Origin of the sequence: Carboxylicivirga fragile (genome assembly GCF_050589805.1) — a bacterium.
Taxonomy (GTDB): domain Bacteria; phylum Bacteroidota; class Bacteroidia; order Bacteroidales; family Marinilabiliaceae; genus Carboxylicivirga; species Carboxylicivirga fragile.
Genome location: NZ_JBNGOY010000016.1, coordinates 77731 through 95469 on the forward strand (window position 1 = coordinate 77731; position 17739 = coordinate 95469).

Annotated in this window: 16 protein-coding genes; 5 read left to right on the plus strand and 11 right to left on the minus strand. The window is 37.7% G+C overall.

Translation table 11 applies throughout. The features are described 5' to 3' along the window. Positions 1-44: 44 nt before the first annotated feature. The gene (locus tag ACRD7B_RS09090) at positions 45-635 is read left to right on the plus strand and encodes a Crp/Fnr family transcriptional regulator (protein ID WP_430824212.1); all 591 of its coding nucleotides are present in this window, start codon (positions 45-47) and stop codon (positions 633-635) included. A 123-nt stretch (positions 636-758) separates the two neighbouring features. Here the strand turns inward: ACRD7B_RS09090 and ACRD7B_RS09095 are convergent, their stop codons facing one another. The 5 genes from ACRD7B_RS09095 to nfsB all read right to left on the minus strand — a co-directional run bounded on the left by ACRD7B_RS09095 (position 759) and on the right by nfsB (position 4568). Continuing rightward, positions 759-1151 carry a DUF4345 domain-containing protein gene (locus ACRD7B_RS09095; protein WP_430824213.1) on the minus strand — a complete coding sequence of 131 codons (393 nt, stop codon included), beginning with the start codon at positions 1149-1151 and terminating at the stop codon, positions 759-761. Between the two features lie 130 nt (positions 1152-1281). Beyond that, positions 1282-2157, minus strand: a complete 876-nt coding sequence (locus ACRD7B_RS09100) for a radical SAM protein (protein WP_430824214.1) — start codon at positions 2155-2157, stop codon at positions 1282-1284. Next, positions 2154-2948, minus strand: coding sequence for an SDR family NAD(P)-dependent oxidoreductase (locus ACRD7B_RS09105; protein WP_430824215.1), 795 nt, complete (start codon positions 2946-2948; stop codon positions 2154-2156). Before ACRD7B_RS09105 ends, ACRD7B_RS09100 begins: the two co-directional genes overlap by 4 nt. A gap of 65 nt (positions 2949-3013) precedes the next feature. Then, positions 3014-3898, minus strand: a complete 885-nt coding sequence (locus ACRD7B_RS09110) for a DUF4437 domain-containing protein (RefSeq protein ID WP_430824216.1) — start codon at positions 3896-3898, stop codon at positions 3014-3016. Positions 3899-3905: 7 nt separating this feature from the next. Then, a complete protein-coding gene (gene nfsB / locus ACRD7B_RS09115; protein WP_430824217.1) occupies positions 3906-4568 on the minus strand; it encodes an oxygen-insensitive NAD(P)H nitroreductase in 663 nt (220 codons plus the stop codon). A gap of 185 nt (positions 4569-4753) precedes the next feature. Between nfsB and ACRD7B_RS09120 the strand changes: the two genes are divergently transcribed. Both ACRD7B_RS09120 and ACRD7B_RS09125 read left to right on the plus strand, forming a co-directional pair. Beyond that, positions 4754-5605, plus strand: coding sequence for an AraC family transcriptional regulator (locus ACRD7B_RS09120; protein WP_430824219.1), 852 nt, complete (start codon positions 4754-4756; stop codon positions 5603-5605). A gap of 273 nt (positions 5606-5878) precedes the next feature. Next, positions 5879-6940 (plus strand): CNNM domain-containing protein, encoded by a 1062-nt coding sequence (locus ACRD7B_RS09125; RefSeq protein ID WP_430824220.1) that lies wholly within the window; start codon positions 5879-5881, stop codon positions 6938-6940. Between the two features lie 182 nt (positions 6941-7122). On the opposite strand, the gene ACRD7B_RS09130 is transcribed toward ACRD7B_RS09125, so the two are convergent. Continuing rightward, positions 7123-7956, minus strand: a complete 834-nt coding sequence (locus tag ACRD7B_RS09130; protein WP_430824221.1) for a LytR/AlgR family response regulator transcription factor — start codon at positions 7954-7956, stop codon at positions 7123-7125. Between the two features lie 3 nt (positions 7957-7959). Further along, on the minus strand, positions 7960-10884 hold the full coding sequence (locus tag ACRD7B_RS09135) for a sensor histidine kinase (protein ID WP_430824222.1): 2925 nt from the start codon (positions 10882-10884) through the stop codon (positions 7960-7962). Between the two features lie 236 nt (positions 10885-11120). Between ACRD7B_RS09135 and ACRD7B_RS09140 the strand changes: the two genes are divergently transcribed. Together ACRD7B_RS09140 and ACRD7B_RS09145 are read left to right on the plus strand one after the other, a co-directional pair. Next, a complete protein-coding gene (locus tag ACRD7B_RS09140; protein ID WP_430824223.1) occupies positions 11121-12143 on the plus strand; it encodes a right-handed parallel beta-helix repeat-containing protein in 1023 nt (340 codons plus the stop codon). A gap of 1 nt (position 12144) precedes the next feature. Continuing rightward, positions 12145-13734, plus strand: a complete 1590-nt coding sequence (locus tag ACRD7B_RS09145; protein ID WP_430824224.1) for a LamG-like jellyroll fold domain-containing protein — start codon at positions 12145-12147, stop codon at positions 13732-13734. 208 nt (positions 13735-13942) lie between these two features. Here the strand turns inward: ACRD7B_RS09145 and ACRD7B_RS09150 are convergent, their stop codons facing one another. From ACRD7B_RS09150 to dnaB, 4 genes are all read right to left on the minus strand, one after another. Continuing rightward, positions 13943-14380 carry a VanZ family protein gene (locus ACRD7B_RS09150; protein ID WP_430824225.1) on the minus strand — a complete coding sequence of 146 codons (438 nt, stop codon included), beginning with the start codon at positions 14378-14380 and terminating at the stop codon, positions 13943-13945. Between the two features lie 42 nt (positions 14381-14422). Then, a complete protein-coding gene (locus ACRD7B_RS09155) occupies positions 14423-15019 on the minus strand; it encodes a hypothetical protein (RefSeq protein ID WP_430824227.1) in 597 nt (198 codons plus the stop codon). Between the two features lies 1 nt (position 15020). Further along, a complete protein-coding gene (locus tag ACRD7B_RS09160; RefSeq protein ID WP_430824228.1) occupies positions 15021-15830 on the minus strand; it encodes a hypothetical protein in 810 nt (269 codons plus the stop codon). 310 nt (positions 15831-16140) lie between these two features. After that, positions 16141-17697 carry a replicative DNA helicase gene (dnaB, locus tag ACRD7B_RS09165; RefSeq protein ID WP_430824229.1) on the minus strand — a complete coding sequence of 519 codons (1557 nt, stop codon included), beginning with the start codon at positions 17695-17697 and terminating at the stop codon, positions 16141-16143. Between the last annotated feature and the right edge of the window lie 42 nt (positions 17698-17739).

Genomic DNA, 17739 nt, shown 5'->3' on the forward strand with positions numbered 1-17739 from the left:
AATAGTGTATTTTCCACAGTATTATTAAAGGAACTTAAACACCTATGGAAACAAATGAGTTACTTGCATCTTTACTAACAAAATATGGTGGGCTAGATATAGTAGAAATACAGTCTATTATTCAACATACCAATCAGCTTTCGTTTAAGAAAGGTGCTGTTATTCTTGAAGAGAACAAAGTAGCAAACATGTGTTACTTTGTTCTGAAAGGGTGCATTAGGCAATATCAATTTATAAATGGAGAAGAGAAAACGATTTCGTTTTTTACGGATGAAGAGGCAGTAATTTCATACGATAGCTACCTTCACAACAAACCTTCCTCCTATTCCCTTTCTTGTATAGAGGATACTATTTTAATTGGAGGGTCAAAAGAGCAGGAGCTGCAATTATTGGCAAAACACCCTCGGCTTAGTTCTTTAACGCAGCTCTTTATTCAGAATGATTTTTCTAAGGTACAAGAAAGGCTAGCTTCCTTTATTAACCAAAGTCCGGAAGAACGATACCTCAAACTGTTAGAAAACCAAGCGAGTTTATTAACACGGGTTCCCTTGCAATACCTTGCCAGTTATATTGGTGTAAAACCAGAATCGTTTAGTCGAATGCGGAGACGGATTTTGCTTAAAGAGAAAAATTGAGCAAAATAAGTTTGAGTTTATATTTTTAAACAATAACGTGCTAATAAAAACCTATTGGCGCTTCGCCCAAACCCGGCTTACTTCTCTTTCCTTAATGAAAGAAAGTAAGCAAAGAAACCCGCATCACTTTTTCTTCAAATAAAAAATTGCAATAAGGCTAAGTGCCCCAATAAATAATTCCAGCAAAAATGCCATAAAGAGAGATTGATGTGGCATTCCATCCAAAAACAAACTAAGCAAGCGACCCAAGCCATAACCAAGATATAATACACTTGAAAGCACGAGCGACATTAATCTAAGATTTGAAATAAACGCACCAAGAAATATAAGCACTCCCCCTATTAGTAAACTACCACCCGGTGCCCTAATCTCACTGAGCAAATTAATATCATGCCCCAAATCTATACCAGCCGAAGCCTCAAAAGCCACAGGCACCAGCGTTAAAGCTAAACCAATTATTAATCCAATAAGGCCGGATATAAACAAGAGTATGCGAACTAAGTTTATGCTTCTCATATTACTTTACTTTTAAGTTAGTAATGCAAAAATCATCATTAAGACATTCATTCTACTTGACTTAAGTTAAGAATTTTGATAGCCAGGAATCTTAACAAAACAGATGCACGCTTAAAAGAGAAAAGCTCGATTATATGGCATGTCGCACAGGCACACTTGCTAAAGTAGCTTCATTGGTATTTTGCACAGCATAGTTTATTCGATCAATGGCACCTTGTTTGTCTTTGGGTAAGGCAGCATCGAAACTAAGGGAGTTAATCGCGTGGATGCCCATATAATGGGTGGCTACATCAATTAATTCAATTGTTTTAATCTGTTCTTCGAGAACTTCACCTTCTGTGGCCATTTCAAAAACACTATTAGCAACATCCTCAGCTAATTTAGTTCCATCATTGGCATTAAGTGTGGTTGGTACAATTCCCAGAGGTTTAACTTTATTGATCAATCGGGCATTCGCTTTGGCATTTTCAATACCTCTGCCCTTACCTGCGGCTCCAAACATAAAGCCATAAAAGAATGTAATGCCTGCTTTATTCAATCGTTCTAATTGTTCTTCTGCATCGGCCAAAGAAGCTCCTTTATTTAAATAATCCAGTGCATCGCCCAAGCCAGTTTCTACCCCAACCCATAAATCGCCAATGCCTAATTTGGCAAGTTCCAGCAAGTCATCATCTGATTTATGCATAATATTATTGATGGAGGCATACATGGTGATCACTTCAACCGAAGGCAGGTAGTGATGAATCTTTTCTGCTATTTCTTTCAAGCGCTTTCCCGATAATACAAAGGCATCGCCATTCACCAGAAAAATTCGTTTTACATTTGGATAAAGGCTTTGTGCTTCCTGCAAATCTTTCTCTATTTGATCCGCCTTAGCTACCGAGAACCTGACATCGCGATACATTGTACAAAAGGTACATTTATTGTGTGCACAACCTACTGTTACTTCGAGCAGTAGGGTACTGGCCTCATAGGGAGGTCGGTATACGGGACCTGTATAGTTCATATTGTTACTATTTTCTTTGTAAAATCAATGAGTTGCTGAATTGCAGACGCATTGTAGGCTTCAGAATGAGCGCGAGCATAGGTACCAGCATCATTATCGAAATAATGGCCACTGTGTGATTTATGCTCGTCGACCAAAGCCAATTCGTAAATTATATCAGCTCCCTTCTCAGCGGGCGACCAATGTTGTCCGTAGGCTTCATTCGCCATTTTGGTATTCAATAACGATCCTGGATTTAGCGCAATAACCACCACGTCTTGTAATTGCTTTGCCAAATAAAAGCTCCACATGGTAAGTGCCAATTTGCTTTGTGCGTAGGCTTCATTCTCACTCACGCTTCTCTTTCCTTCGATCACATCAAAGGAAATATCTGATTGTGCCGCTGAACTCAGATTGATAATTCTGGCATCTGTCGCGCGCTGTATTATAGGCAGCAATTCAGTCGTCAATAAATAGGGCGCCAGATAATTCACGGTAAAACGCATTTCAAAACCTTGCTTGGCATGTGTCTCTCCACTTTTAAATACGCCTGCATTATTAATTAACAAATCAAGATGATCGATCTTTTCTTTGACTTCTTGCACCATATTTTTCACCGCTTCCAAATCAGAAAAATCGGCTACAAAACCATCTATCTGTTCATTCTTTGATCTCTCCTTTACTTCTTTAATTGCAGCATCAAGCTTTTCTCGGTTTCTGCCATGCAGATAAATCTTGTGCCTCTCAGCCGCTAACTTTATAGCAGCCAATTTGCCAATACCATCGGTACTTCCCGTTATTAGAATATTCATATGATTATAGTTTTTTTTAAATATCACTCAAATCTCGACAGTTAGGCAAATTAAACTCTCCAATTTTACAATATGCTATAAGCACCAAACGAGCGAATATAAATAAGCACCTCATCATCAGAATAATTTGAGATCGTATGGTACGACTGTTTCTCAGAACTAAAGAAACTACCCTCCAGTAATCGCACTGGCTGTTCCTTTGAAGGCTCATGGTATTGAGCTTCACCTTTAATAACAACCGCTCTAAAAGGTGAATCTTGCGTTAGTATCTTCCCCGAAAATTTTGGAGGCAGTTTCAAAAAAGTCCCGTTTAGTTCTTCAGCCCGAGGTTTCCCCCACAAAAAGGCCATTTTAGCTCCTTTTGTTACATCAGAATTTTCGTACCATGTTAAATCCTTGGCATCAAGCCAAACCACATTTGAATGATCAACATTAACGGGTCTTTCTCCACTATCAAAATGGTCCTCTTCGGGCAGTACCAAGTAAGGGCCTTCTTCAATCTCGATGTACGCCAAAGCATTTGAACCTTCGGCGGCTGTTATATGAACTTCACCTTTGGGTTGTGTCCAGAATGAGCCCTGAGGCAACCACATATTAGTCGCCGTAGGATCGTCGTTATGGAATATACCACTTATAACAATGCCATGATAAGATACATTGTGAATATGAGGTGGTGATTCGAAACCGTCGCTGGGTTTAAGCAAAAAACCTGTTGGATCGGTGCCTTTTCGATCACCCCAAAGCGTTCCGGCTTTTGGCGCTAAATCGCCACGTTTAGGATTTAAATGTGTCCATTCAACTTCAGAAGCTTGAATAATTTTATAAGTTGGTACAATGGCGTTAATATCAACAGTTGAACCCTCAGTTGTTCCTTTCTCTGTTGGCATATTGCAGCTAAAGAGTAATACTGCAATAATCACCGTGAATCCTTTAAAAATAGAATTTTTCATCGGTATATTATTTTAATAAAGTTATTATTTCTTCTTCGGGCAAACGCGATTTTGGCGTTGTATTCGGGGTGTTAAAATCACTTTCTTTGCGATAACCTAAGGAGACCACACCAACGGCTGTAAAACCCTTTTCGCGCAATGCAAGTTCTTCATCTATTTGTTTCATATCAATACCTTCCATCGGCAAGGCGTCAATACCAAGGGCAGCAACTCCAAGCAACAGATTACCCATATTCATATAAACCTGCTTTTCCATCCAATGTTGCTGATCTTTGTAATCGTACTTATGCATATTGGCAAATATATTTCGGGCACCAAATACCATTTGCTTGATGTCTTCATTGGGGTAGCGGCCATGCTTATCTTCCGTTTCCAAAAGGTGCAACATGTAATCCTCATCAGCCGATGTTCTGGCACAAAAAACCACCACATGTGATGCGTCCATTACTTTCTGCTCATTAAACTGATAAAACCCTTGTGTTCCCTTTGCAATTCTCTTTTTTCCTTCTTCGGAATCTGCAACTACAAAATGCCAAGGCTGAATGTTAGTGCTCGATGGACTCATTCGTAAAAGTGTCTTTACTTTTGAAAAATCATCAGCTGATATTTTTTTACTCGGATCAAATTCTTTGGTTGAATAACGCCAGTTTACTACATCTATAATGTTCATGATTCAATATTTAAAATTATTACGATACAAAGTTAAGACGACAATGCGCAGCATAATTGTATACATATTGGAATAAATTGCACGAGATTTGGTTTCTGAAGATATTCAACCAATATATTTGCAATAAACTGGCTTTTTTCTCTAGTTTTGATTCGAAATACAGACACTCAACCTATTTAAATACAATGAAAACAGAAAGCATCAATAAATTACTGGAAATACATGTTGAAGAATTGGATACATGGACAAAGCGCCCTTATAAGAATAATTTCTTTGAGATAGTATATATTGAAAAAGGTGCAGGCACACAATGCATCAAACAGCACGAGTTTGAATACAAAGAAGGCAACATCTTTTTTCTTCCTCCCCTCGATTGTCATTCATTTAATATTACGAAACCATCTAAATTCTATTTCATTAGGTTTACCGACCATTATTTTTTACAGAAAAACAACTTAACCAACTACAATGCATGGTTCGATAAAATCGCCTATGTCATAGCTAACTATAACAAAGTGGCAGGTGATATTATTTCATCGGAACAAGAGAGGCAGTTTATCATTAATAATATAAAAGCCATTCATCAAGAGTATTTAAAAGGCGATAGTTATTCCGATCCGATTATTACAGGAGCAATTGCTTCAATTCTAAATATCTTAGCCCGAAGTATAGAAAACAGGTATGTAAGTAAAGCCAATGAAAACGATAATCGCTTTGGCGAGATACTTCGTTATATAAACACTCACCTGTTGGACAATGAAAAGCTGCGCCTGATACACCTGGCTGATAAATTTGGCATTTCTAAATCCTATTTCTCTGAATATTTTAAAAAACAAGCCGGCATTAGCTTAGTTGATTACATTTTGAAATCGAAACTAAAGATTGTTGAAACCAAAGTTCTACACACTGATCTTAGTTTGAAAGAAGTAGCCTGGCAATTAAACTTTACCGACAGTAGTCATTTGGCACGGTCATTCAAAAAAACATACGGCATGACAGTGAAAGAGTTTAAAAAGAGTGGTCAGGTATGCAGTTGATAAAAGACAGATAAATAATTGCACAATACACATAGGCAAACGAATAGCAGCTCCACCTATTTTTAATCACTGACTTAGCTTCGCTGATTTTCAATACTATGATTAAATAGATTTTTAGTTTCGCAAAGCGGAACAATTTGTGATAATCCCGATGGCTATCGGGAGTGAAATTCGTGGTCTTTTTTATTTTATTGTTTAAAATCAATTTCCCTGATGAAGACCAACAAGAAAAACAGATAAAAGAAACAAAATAGTATATTTGAAAGAAAAAATATGCTCGCTCTTTTTGCTTATTTATTCCTGGCTCTATTTGTTTCCTTTCTATGCTCCATCATGGAGTCGGTACTGCTTTCTACCCCACAGTCGTACTTACTTGTTATGCAAGATAAAGGTAGACCTTGGGCTAAGTCATTTTTAGAAATCAAGGAGAACATAGATAAACCATTATCGGCCATATTATCATTAAATACAGTTGCCCACACCATTGGGGCAGCAGGAGTTGGAGCGCAGGCGGTTAAAGTATTTGGGGAAGCATCCTTCGGAATTGCATCTGCCATACTAACCGTATTGATTCTTGTGGTAACAGAAATAATTCCTAAAACCATTGGAGCCAAATACTGGCGAAACTTATCAAAGGTATCGTATCACACCATTCGTATCATGATATTTCTAACCTATCCTTTGGTAGTCATGTCGGCCTTTATTACCCGCCTTATCTCCAACGACAAGGATCAGCCATCGACAAGTCGCGAGGAAATTGCCGCATTGGCCACTATAGGTACCGATGAAGGTTTATTTTCGGAGAAAGAAAATAAGATGATTCAGAATATCCTTAAGTTGAAAAACATTAAAGTCACCGAAATAATGACACCCAGAGTGGTGGTTACACTGGCTGACGAAAACATGCAACTACAGGATTTTCTCAATAAGAAAGACTATCTGAATTATTCAAGAATTCCATTGTATTCAGAAAATGATGAAAACATTACAGGTTATGTTCTTTGCCAACAGGCATTAGAAAATTTAGCTGAAGACAGACATGACTTGATGTTAAAAGACATCAAACGTGAAATTATGGTTTTCCCCGATTCCACTGCCTTGTATACTCTATGGGAAAGGTTACTTGAGAAAAAAGAGCACATTGCTTTAATTGTTGATGAGTATGGCGGACTAGATGGCATTGTAACCATGGAAGATGTTATAGAGACCTTACTTGGGCTTGAAATTGTAGATGAAAACGATACGGTAACGGATATGCAGAAATATGCACGTGAGAGATGGCAGGAAAAACAAGCCAAGCATAGTTTAATTCAGAAAGCCATTAAGAAGGAGTAATTATGTGAATCGAGGGCTTCATTTCGCTTTTTGAATATCCAGAAGATTACTACTTTAAAATTAAGTACTCCACATCACATGAAAGGGACTTTAGCCTCCCACTTTAGGGGAGGTTGGAGGGGTAAAGAAAATGAAAAACTACATAATATAAATTGAAACTATACATCTGGATATCAAAAAACTTAAGCCTTGCCCAATAAACTTTTTATACCATCAGTGAAACCTGAGAATCGACTCTTTTTATTGGCAAACTGATCTTTAAAATCTTTACCAAATCGTTTGGAAGCATAAAGTACTGTTCCGTTCTCCAGCTCAACCGTTAATTCGCGATGATTGTATTTTTTAATGTAATCCTGATTCACCAACAAACTATTGCTAATGGGATGAAAATGACATTCGGCCACCAGCATATCCTTATAAAACCCAATGTTACGAGTGGCTGTTAGCTTTGTATTATCCTTCAAATAAACATAGCTCACTACACCATCAGCCTTTAGATAAACAACATCCGAAATATTAACAAATTCTATGACGCCGCTATGCAGATGAAATGCCATTTTATTGCTTGGTAACTGAGCATCGCCTCCAACACGTTCGAGCAGTAGTTTTATTTGCTGATTGAAATTCTTGTTGGTAATCTTACCCAAAGCTTTATTAACTGCCAAAGTCAGGTCGGTATCATCCAAGGGCTTATACAAATAATCGATGGCCGAAAACTTAATAGCTCTGAGCGTATATTCCTTGGCACTCTCACCAGTAATAAATATGATTTCGAAATCAATACGATTCTCATTCGACAGTTTCTGCAATAAATCAAAACCAGTGCCAGTTGCCAGCTGGATATCTAAAAACACCAATTGTATGTCATTCAATTTAATTAGTTCATAGGCCTCATCAATATCATAAGCCTGATGTATAGGATAAACCTGCGGGAACAACTGCTTAATTCGCTGCTTGATGTAATCAGATGTATCCTGAATATCCTCTACAATTAATGCCTGAATATTTTGTAACATAGCTTAGTAATTAAATAGAATTTTCACTTTGGTTCCGCCTTCTTTGGGATCTTCAATACTGATATCGATGTGATAACCCAGTTCATTTAATATATCCACACGCTTATTTATCAGCTCCAAACCGCGCGACTCGTGAGCCTTAATGGAATTACTTTTCAGTTCGCCCGATTTTTCTCGTCCAATACCATTATCCACAATGGTACATAACAAACCTTCGCCCTTTTGATCAAATTTGAGCAGTAGATGGCAGGGTGAATCAGCCGGATGAATGCCGTGTTTTATGGCATTTTCAACAAAAGGTTGAATAATCATTGGCGGAATGGTTTTATTCAGTAAATCATCGTCTTCAAGCCTAATGGAATATTCGAATTCTTTGGAACGATATTTAACCTGCTCAAACTCTATGTACATTTTAAGTAAGTCTATCTCCTCCTTTAAGGATATTTCATTGGCTTGTTTGGTTTCAACTACCTTTGACGACTTAATGGTAGCCTCCATGTAGGCGCGAATCAATCGCGAAAATTTAATTAAATACTGGTTGGCTACTTCCGGTTTGTGCTGAGTAATCAGGTTCTGTACCGAAGCCAGTAGGTTAAAAATAAAATGCGGATTTAGGTTGGCCTGCAGCGATGCAACCTCCAGGTAACGCTTTTTACGCTCCTGTTCAATTGATCTACTTTTATACTTGTTGCGCGACCAAAAAATATAAACAATCACAACGAAGAAAAGCAAAAGAATAAAGAAGGCGTATTTGTAAAAATGAGGCTCCTTGTAAAATGGCAAATCAACTTTAATACATACAACTGCAAGCTTCTGCTCATCAACTCCATTCACCAAGGAGGGTTTAACAGCCACCTCAAAACGATATCTGCCCGACGATAAGTTACTGAACATGGCATAATCTTGCTCGCGCCAATCACTCCACTTTTCACTCAAGCCAACAAGTCGGAAACGATACAATGGTTTGGTTGGCAGTCCAAAACCAATGGTCTCAAAAACAAACTCCAAATCGTTTTTATCCTCATGCAAATTAAAACATCCCGCATAGTTCCTTTCAGAATAGGCAACAGGCTCATTATTAATGTGGGTTATGGCTACATCAAAAGATTCACTTTCGAATCGAATGGCTTCTAAATCTATTTCGGTGGTATTGGTTGTTGATGGAAATATCACTTTGTTATTCCGTTTCAAAAATCCATTCTGACAAATCTCTTGTGCCAATAAACCATTACGAAAATTGTATGTTTTAAGCCTAAGTTCCTGTTCCTTGAGATAATGGGCAGCATTCAAAACCAGCAACTCGCGCGTAGTGCCAATTAACAAAACACTATCATTGGGTGCTATTAATGCTGTGATGTAACCCGAATAATTGAGCCCTATTTTTTCAAAGTTCTTACCTTCATCATTAAACAACCACAAGCCCTTTCTGCCCCCCATCCAAATATTATTCGCCTCATCTTTGGCCATGGCAATAATACCGCTCTTAGGGGCTTTACTATAAAGTGATGAAGCCTTCACAAAGGTTTGCTTTTGGCGATCATAAAGCGCTAAGGATTTTCCGGTTCCGAGCCATATGGCACTATCACCTGAAAAGACAATGGATGCGGGATGGGACTTCACCTTATTTCGCGTTTCGTCAATGATGTAATAAGGCTGCCCACCTTCATCAATAAAGCCCACGCCATATTGTTGACCAAATACGATTTGATTCGTTATCGAATCATATTTAGAGATGAGGCAAATATTATCTGTGACTTTTTCAGCCTCCCCCCCATTGAATTTCACAAGTCCATAATGCGTTGGAAAGTAAATATTTCCTGACTCATCTTTTGAAGCACCATAATAGTAATCTGTTTCTTTCGTCCCGAATGGCCCGGGCGCAATTATTTCTTCTTTCTGTTCAGTTTCAAAATCCAGACGATACAAACCCTGCTTAAAAGCACCACCATATATCTGTCCATCGTCTGCTTCAATGATGGTCCAGAAGTCATTCATAAACGATCGAGGATAAACACTAAAGGGATGTTTCCAAACTTGATACAATCCATTATCGGAACCAACCCACATCTGTGCATCACGATCGATCAAAACCGGGTGAGGCCCCTTTACAAAATCTAATTGCATTTTTTTTGCTTCATTGTTTAAGCCATCAATCAGGTAATAATCATACAGATGCGAAAACACATAGTGTTTAAGAGGCATATTATGTACTTGAAGGTTTTCAATATGATCGCCAACTATTTGATATTCCATTATTGACTCACCTTCGGGCAAGGATAAAACTTGAATATGATTACCAGTATATACTACGTTTATAATAGGGCAGTCATGAGATAAGGATGACACATAAACACGCTCTGCATCTGCATTAGAAAATACCTTTGTGATGTTTTGCTTATGAATTCGATAAATGTCATTGGAAATAAAATCGGTGCAATACAAAACCTTCGACTTGGGCTCATAAGCCAATGTTTCAATACCTCCAATTGGAAAATCAATTCCTACTTTATATACATTAACAAGACTATCCTGCTCATATTGTTCCACCCACTCCTTGGAGTAAATAAAATAACACTCATCACTTATCAATACCTTTACAGTTGATTGAAATGCTTTTATTAATCGAAATGATTTGCCATTATATTTATATAAGCCTGAACTTGCCTTAACGTACAGATTACCTTTTTTATCGTTATCGATACTATAGATGTGCTCGTTACTCAAATATTGATGCCAATGCTCCCCATTGAATTGTGCTAATCCAGCCTTGGTTCCCGTCCAAATATAGCCATGCACATCCTGAAAAATACAAGTCACCTGAATTTGCGGCAAGCCAGTATGCGTATCATATAAACGATAAGGACGCTCCTGTCCATGGCTTATTTGAAAACTCAACAAAAACAATATGAAACAAAGGGTATTTCGCATTTAATGTAATTCTAAAAAACAAGATAAGGATAAAATTAAAATGCGTAATACAATTAGTAACAGGTGGGCAAATAATCCAATAGGTGGTATTTAATCTATTATTCTTCCCAGGTTTTAAAAATAGACAGACCACTTATTATGCCATTCGACCACTTGTTATTTTTCACTTATTACTAGCCTGCTTTATCAATAACTTTAGTTCAAACTAAAACCAGAGTCAAACTAAATCTAGAAAAATGAAAAAGGTTCTTATCGCATTAGGTCTTATCACCTGCCTATTCGTTCAAGCTCAAACACGTGTCATGTTAGAAAGCGGAAGTACTTCAACTGTTTTTGATGGCGATCAACCGTTTATTGATGCTTATGATGCAGCAGTAAATGGCGATATTATATACTTACCGGGTGGAGGATTTACTGTTCCAACATTGATAGACAAAGGCATAAAAATAATTGGTGTGGGCCATTTCCCATCGGCAACAACTGCAACCAATGCCACCGTACTAGCCGGAGATCTTTTTATTGGCGAAAATGCAGATAATTTACACATTGAAGGATGTGATTTGGGAAACTATGACATCAACTTTACAAGCGACCATAAAGTTGACGATGTAAACATCGTTCGTTGTAAGTTAGGTACCCTTCAATATCAAGGCAGTACAAACCCTTGTGTAAATAATACCATTAGAGAATGTATCATTACGGAGACAATATATTTCACAAATGCAGTATCAAGCACATTAGCAAACAGTATTGTTCATCAACGAATATACTATGGTACTGATATGAGCATTCTGAACTGTATACTATTATATGATTACAATAACTCCAATGCCTCATACAGTCCTATACGAGATGTCGACAATTCACTTATTAGCAGCAATATATTTTTTAAAGATTATAACGGCTTTTATCAGGACGGTTGCGAATCAAGTACCTTCACCAATAATGTATTCTTTCATAATCCAACAGCGGGATCAAATACATTTACCAACAATTACATCATAGGTGAAAATGCATCTAACATCCTGGTTAATCAAAGTGGAAATATATTTGACTATTCACATGATTATCATTTAGCATCACCTGCTACATATACCAACGGAGATGGACTGAAAGCCGGAATTTATGGAGGAATCTTTCCTTTTAAAGCAGATGCCATACCTTCAACACCACATATTAGCGTCAAAAATATGGCTGGCTCTACCGATGAGAATGGCTTATTAAACGTGAGCATTACTGTAACTGCACAAGATGAGTAGGATGAGACACATTGTATTAATCATACTGCTTTTTGCCAGCCTTACATTGGCAAAAAGCCAAAACAAAATCACATCGTACCAATATTGGTTTGATGATGGTTCTGTGGTGCCATTAACAACTGCGGCGATTAGTCCAGTTGATCAATTGAATTTAAACACAACATTTTCCACTGAGGCTCTATCAGAGGGACTGCATACCTTCCACATTCGATTTCAGGACACCAATGGAAGGTATTCCCCTGCTACGAGCAGTTTTTTCTATAAAAAACCAAATAATCCCTTAACTGGAAATGAAATAACCAAGTGTAACTACTGGTTTGATAATGGTTCCGAAAATCCTACATCAATACCTTTTACTCCTGCTTTTGAAATTAGTCTAAGTAACTCTATTTCAACTGATGCTTTGAGTAATGGCTTACATATACTTCACCTTCAACTTGAAGATGCAAAAGAACAAAAAAGCGCAATTGTAAGTCAATTTTTCTATAAGAAAGCACAGCAAGTGGTAGGTAAAGAGATAGTGACCTACGAATATTGGCTGGATAAGGATCATGCCAATGCAACACAGGTATCGCTTACAGCTTCGGAAACACTCAATCTCTTGACTGATCTGGATTTCTCTTCTACAAAAGCAGGTTTACATCAGCTGAACATTCGCTTTAAAGACACAAATGGCCAATGGAGCTCCATACTTTCTGAAGAGTTCTTGAAAGTTGGGATTACCATGGATGATCATCTCATAGCCCATTACCCTTTTGATGGTGATGCTAATGATGTGAGCGATTACAATAACCATGGAACCGCTGATGGGACAACTCTAACGGAAGATCGACACGGTATTAGTAATAGTGCTTACCTGTTTGATGGTAACGACAAGATTGATGTTCCACATGCAGGTATTCAGGATATGACTGGAGCCATGAGTATATCGTGCTGGATAAAACCAAGCGAAATAAGTGGTACAAAAATGATCTTAGGAAAATCGAATTATACATCTACAACTAATTATCTACTTCGTCTAAAAAGTGATGCTTCATTACAGTGGGAGTATCAAACATATGCCCAAAATGATGACTTATCTATTGCAATTGACAATTGGTATCATATAGTGGTTACTGCTGATGCCCCAGCTTCAGGCCAAAAAATATACATTAATAATCAACTGGCATCCATTAGCAATCCAAGTGGTGGTACATACGGGCAAATTAACAGTCCACTAACAATAGGATATGCTTCTTATGGCAGTGAATATTTTAAGGGCATAATTGATGATGTACGCATATACAATAAGGCCTTGACTACAGATGATATCTCAAGCCTATTCAATCAAGTACCAACAAATACTGAGATCATTTTTTTAAATGACATTAAGCTATATCCGAACCCGGTAATCGACGAATTGAAGGTTGACCTACCAATGGACGGTGAAAAACGCTTGAGTTTATATGATGTTGGCGGTTGCTTAGTATATCAGACAATTAGTGATTCAAATATCGAAAGCATCAACATGTCAGATCTAAAATGTGGTCTTTACATATTAAAGATAGATAGTGACAATGCTTCTTCAAGTCACAGAATTATTAAGAAATAAACGGGGGCTTTTATATTTTGCTAACAATGAAAAGAGGATGTCCAAAAAGTAAGCTCGCTCATCGAGATGCCCCTTGAGCATGTCGAAAGGAAGTCGAGATGAAATTTTATTAATACTGATTATCAGCTAATAATCACTTCGACATACTTCGGCAAGCTCAGCAAGCACTCAGTGAACGGATGCTTTCAGGGTTTTTGGACACCCTCTTTTATAGTTTGAACAGAATCCTTTTACCTGGCAGTACTTTTTTAATTATAAGAAAGATAAAAACAGCAATAATACCACCGATTAATGTTGCAATTATATCCTTAATATCACAAACGCCTTTAGGTAAATATTCTTGTGCCAGTTCGTACAATATATAGCCTGCACAAAGAAAAGCGATTAAATTCCAGCGTTTTTTATCTTTTGAATTAAAGACAGCTGCCATAAAGAATATTTGAACAATTATACCTCCCAAATTTCCTATGGTATCGGCCAACCCATAATCCGAAATATTATTAGAATAAATATATGGGCGATAAATAAACCGACCCATTTCAGTTATTACATAACAGATAAAAGCTATGATCGCATACAAAACTCGATGATTATCAATAAGCTTAATCTCTTTTTTGTCAATAAATAGATCTTTAAATGCAGCCATTGTATCGTTTTTAATGATTAGCTTAAATTTCTAACACAAGTATTAGCTCCTCTCAATAACATTGAATTCAGCTAGTACGGTTATAATGTCTATTATTTCAGAAAGATGAGTCTGTTCAACCCCTGCTTTTTTCATAATATCAGCAATAGTTTCGGACTTAGCACTTGGAAAAGGAAGAAAGAACAAGAATTTTCCCTGGGGCATCGAAAGATTTATTTTTCTTTCTGTTCGCTCTCTACCTTTACCAATCCATATGTACACATTACTTATATACTTCCCATCTCGCGACACCGAGAATCTGGCGCCTGCATCTGGGTGTTCTCTAATCCTTTCGGATAATTTCCCTTGAGGTTGCATATTATCGAAAAGCAATCCGAGATCCAGATCGAACTTAATATGCCTCGTCATGAGTGTATATCTGTAGTAGGGTCTTTTTTTCTCAAAAACCTCCTCTTTCGAGAATATCTCAAGCTCACACATAGCCTCCATGAAATCCTGAACAGTTTTTACGTGCAAGTTCAACCTTGAAGCGGCTTCCGAAGCAGAAATACTTGTATATGTAAGCAAAAGTCGAAAAAGGTTTTCGGCATAGTCTTTTGATAAGAAAGTTCCCAACTTTGCTGCTTTTGAAAAGTCCATATCAACCTTCTGTTATAATATTTAAATTCATATTATTTAGAATATCAATGATCCTCTGGTATTCACCTTTGTGATAGAATTCAAAAAAGTCAATGATGGTTTTACCCATTGATTCACAAATTTTATCATAGGAAAAGTCTTCGCGATAAAGAAGATAATCACCTTTGCAAATATGTACCAGAACATTCCCTTCACTGTCAATTGTAACATGTGTTTTATCGATGAAAGAATTATTAAAGCCCAGTACAAATCCGTAATCTGTATTCATCACAAGATGGAAAGATCCATTTTCGAATATAGGTATGGCAATCATCTTTACCCTTAAAAAATCCACAAAAGCGTCCAATTGGGCACGCGTAAAATCTATGTGACCAGCCGGAAAAGGCCGATCGGTATATCCACTGTCAGCCTCATTAACATGTCTTGCTGCCAATTCTAACATTTCTCTTTTACGCCATTTTAACCTTTTGGTAAACATCATATAAAAGATGAAAGGGAATGTCATTACCAACATGACTATTATTACTGCCATAATAGGCTTAGGAGCTGCCCTGCCGTACATCACAACTAATATAGACATCACAGTCATTAATGACATAGCTACTACAATAAGCAGATACCCAATATTTTTAGTCCGCTCATAGGTTAGTATATTAATTATCGCAACCACCACAAAAAGGGGCAGTAAAAAAAGGTAAGCCGCTGAAAAGCCAACCATTTTTAGCACAAGTAAAAATCCCGGAAGAACTGTAATTGGCACCAACAATTCTTTAGGGAAAGGTGCGGGTTTGAGTTTTCTTTCAAAATACATGACTTTAAATTTTATAGTTACTTCATATAACACACTCTACTTACCAGATTATTGATCGCCTAAATAGCCCTATCTGGTTTAGTAATAACAGATCCAATTCCCTCCTTTATAATCATCGCGCACTCTAACTAAATTTCTATTTCAATAATTATAAACTTCAATTTTAATGAACTATATAAATTTAAAACTTTAAAAAGCTCTTGTCAATAGTTTATATCGAAAAAATTAAAAAGAATATTTCCAATAATGGAGTATAAAAAAAGGTGTCCTTATTGAGAACACCTTCTAATTATATATTTTTCTATTTCTTTTAAAACGGCATATCCTTATCAAAACCAGCTTGCATATCAGGGAAATCCGGCAAATGCTGTCCTGCATCATTTCCTTCTTCTCCATTGTTAGCATTCATTTTTGAAGGTAGGCTTTGTGGAGCAGCTTGCTCACCACCATGTCCTCCATCGTCAAACATATCATCTTCCAAATCCTGAAAACGAGCTAATTCTGAACGCCAGCGCAAACGAACATCGGCAGTAGGACCGGCACGGTGTTTTGCGATGATCAACTCGGCAACACCAATAAGTGAGTTACCTTGTTCATCTTCAGTGATTCGATAATACTCCGGACGGTGAATAAAACATACCATATCGGCATCCTGCTCAATGGCACCTGATTCACGCAAATCGGATAATTGAGGCCGTTTACCCTCCGCTCCGGCACGCGATTCAACACCACGATTCAACTGCGAAAGTGCGATAATCGGCACATCCAGCTCCTTGGCAAGTCCTTTTAACGAACGCGATATAATACTCACCTCTTCCTGACGGTTACCAGGGCTCATTCCGCTGGCATTCATCAGCTGAAGGTAATCAATGATAACACATTGAATATCGTGCTGCTTTTTTAATCGACGACACTTGGCACGTAATTCAAAAACCGATAAACCAGCCGTATCATCTACGTAAATAGGTGCATCAATTAGGTTTTGAATTTTATGATCGAGTTGCTCCCACTCAAACGGAGCCAAATTTCCCTTTTTAATTTTATCAGCCGACAATTCTGTTTCGGTTACAATCAAACGATTCACCAATTCAACATTGGACATCTCGAGCGAGAATATGGCAACCGGTATATCATGATTAAGTGCCATCTGACGCGTCATCGATAGAATGAAGGCCGTTTTACCCATGGCCGGACGAGCGGCAATAATAATCAATGCCGAGCCTTGCCAACCTGATGTAATACGATCAAGCGCAACAAAACCAGAAGAAACTCCACTTAATCCATCACCACGAGCCGCTGCCACCTTAATACGGTCAATGGCATCCTGAATAACCGGATTAATCTGAACCGCCTCACGTTTCATACTTCCTTGCGAGAGCATGAAGAAAGTACTTTCAGCTTCTTCCAACAGATCGTTTACATCAATGCCATCATCATAGGCCTTGGTCTGCAAATCACTCGATATGTGTATCATCTGTCGCTGCAAATACTTCTGCCAAATGATACGGGCGTGGTATTCAATATGCGCAGCAGAAGCTACTTTACTCGTTAATTGTGACACATAAAATGCGCCTCCAACCTCATCGAGTTTAGCCAACTTCTTTAGCTCCTGAGTTACGGTCAACATATCTACAGGTTGCTCATTGGCCTCAAGGTTCATGATGGCTTGATAGATATGCTGATGAGCTTCTTTGTAAAAATGATCGGGCTTTAACAATTCTGAAACCTGAACAAAGGCATCCTTTTCTAACAATAAGGCACCTAGTACTGCCTCTTCTAATTCAAGTACCTGTGGTGGTAATTTTCCAAGGTCGAATCCGGCCTGCGACTTCTTATTGTTATTGTTTGAATAATTCTTATCTGCCATAATCAAATTTCAAAGGGCAACAAAGATACTAAATCGCAACGA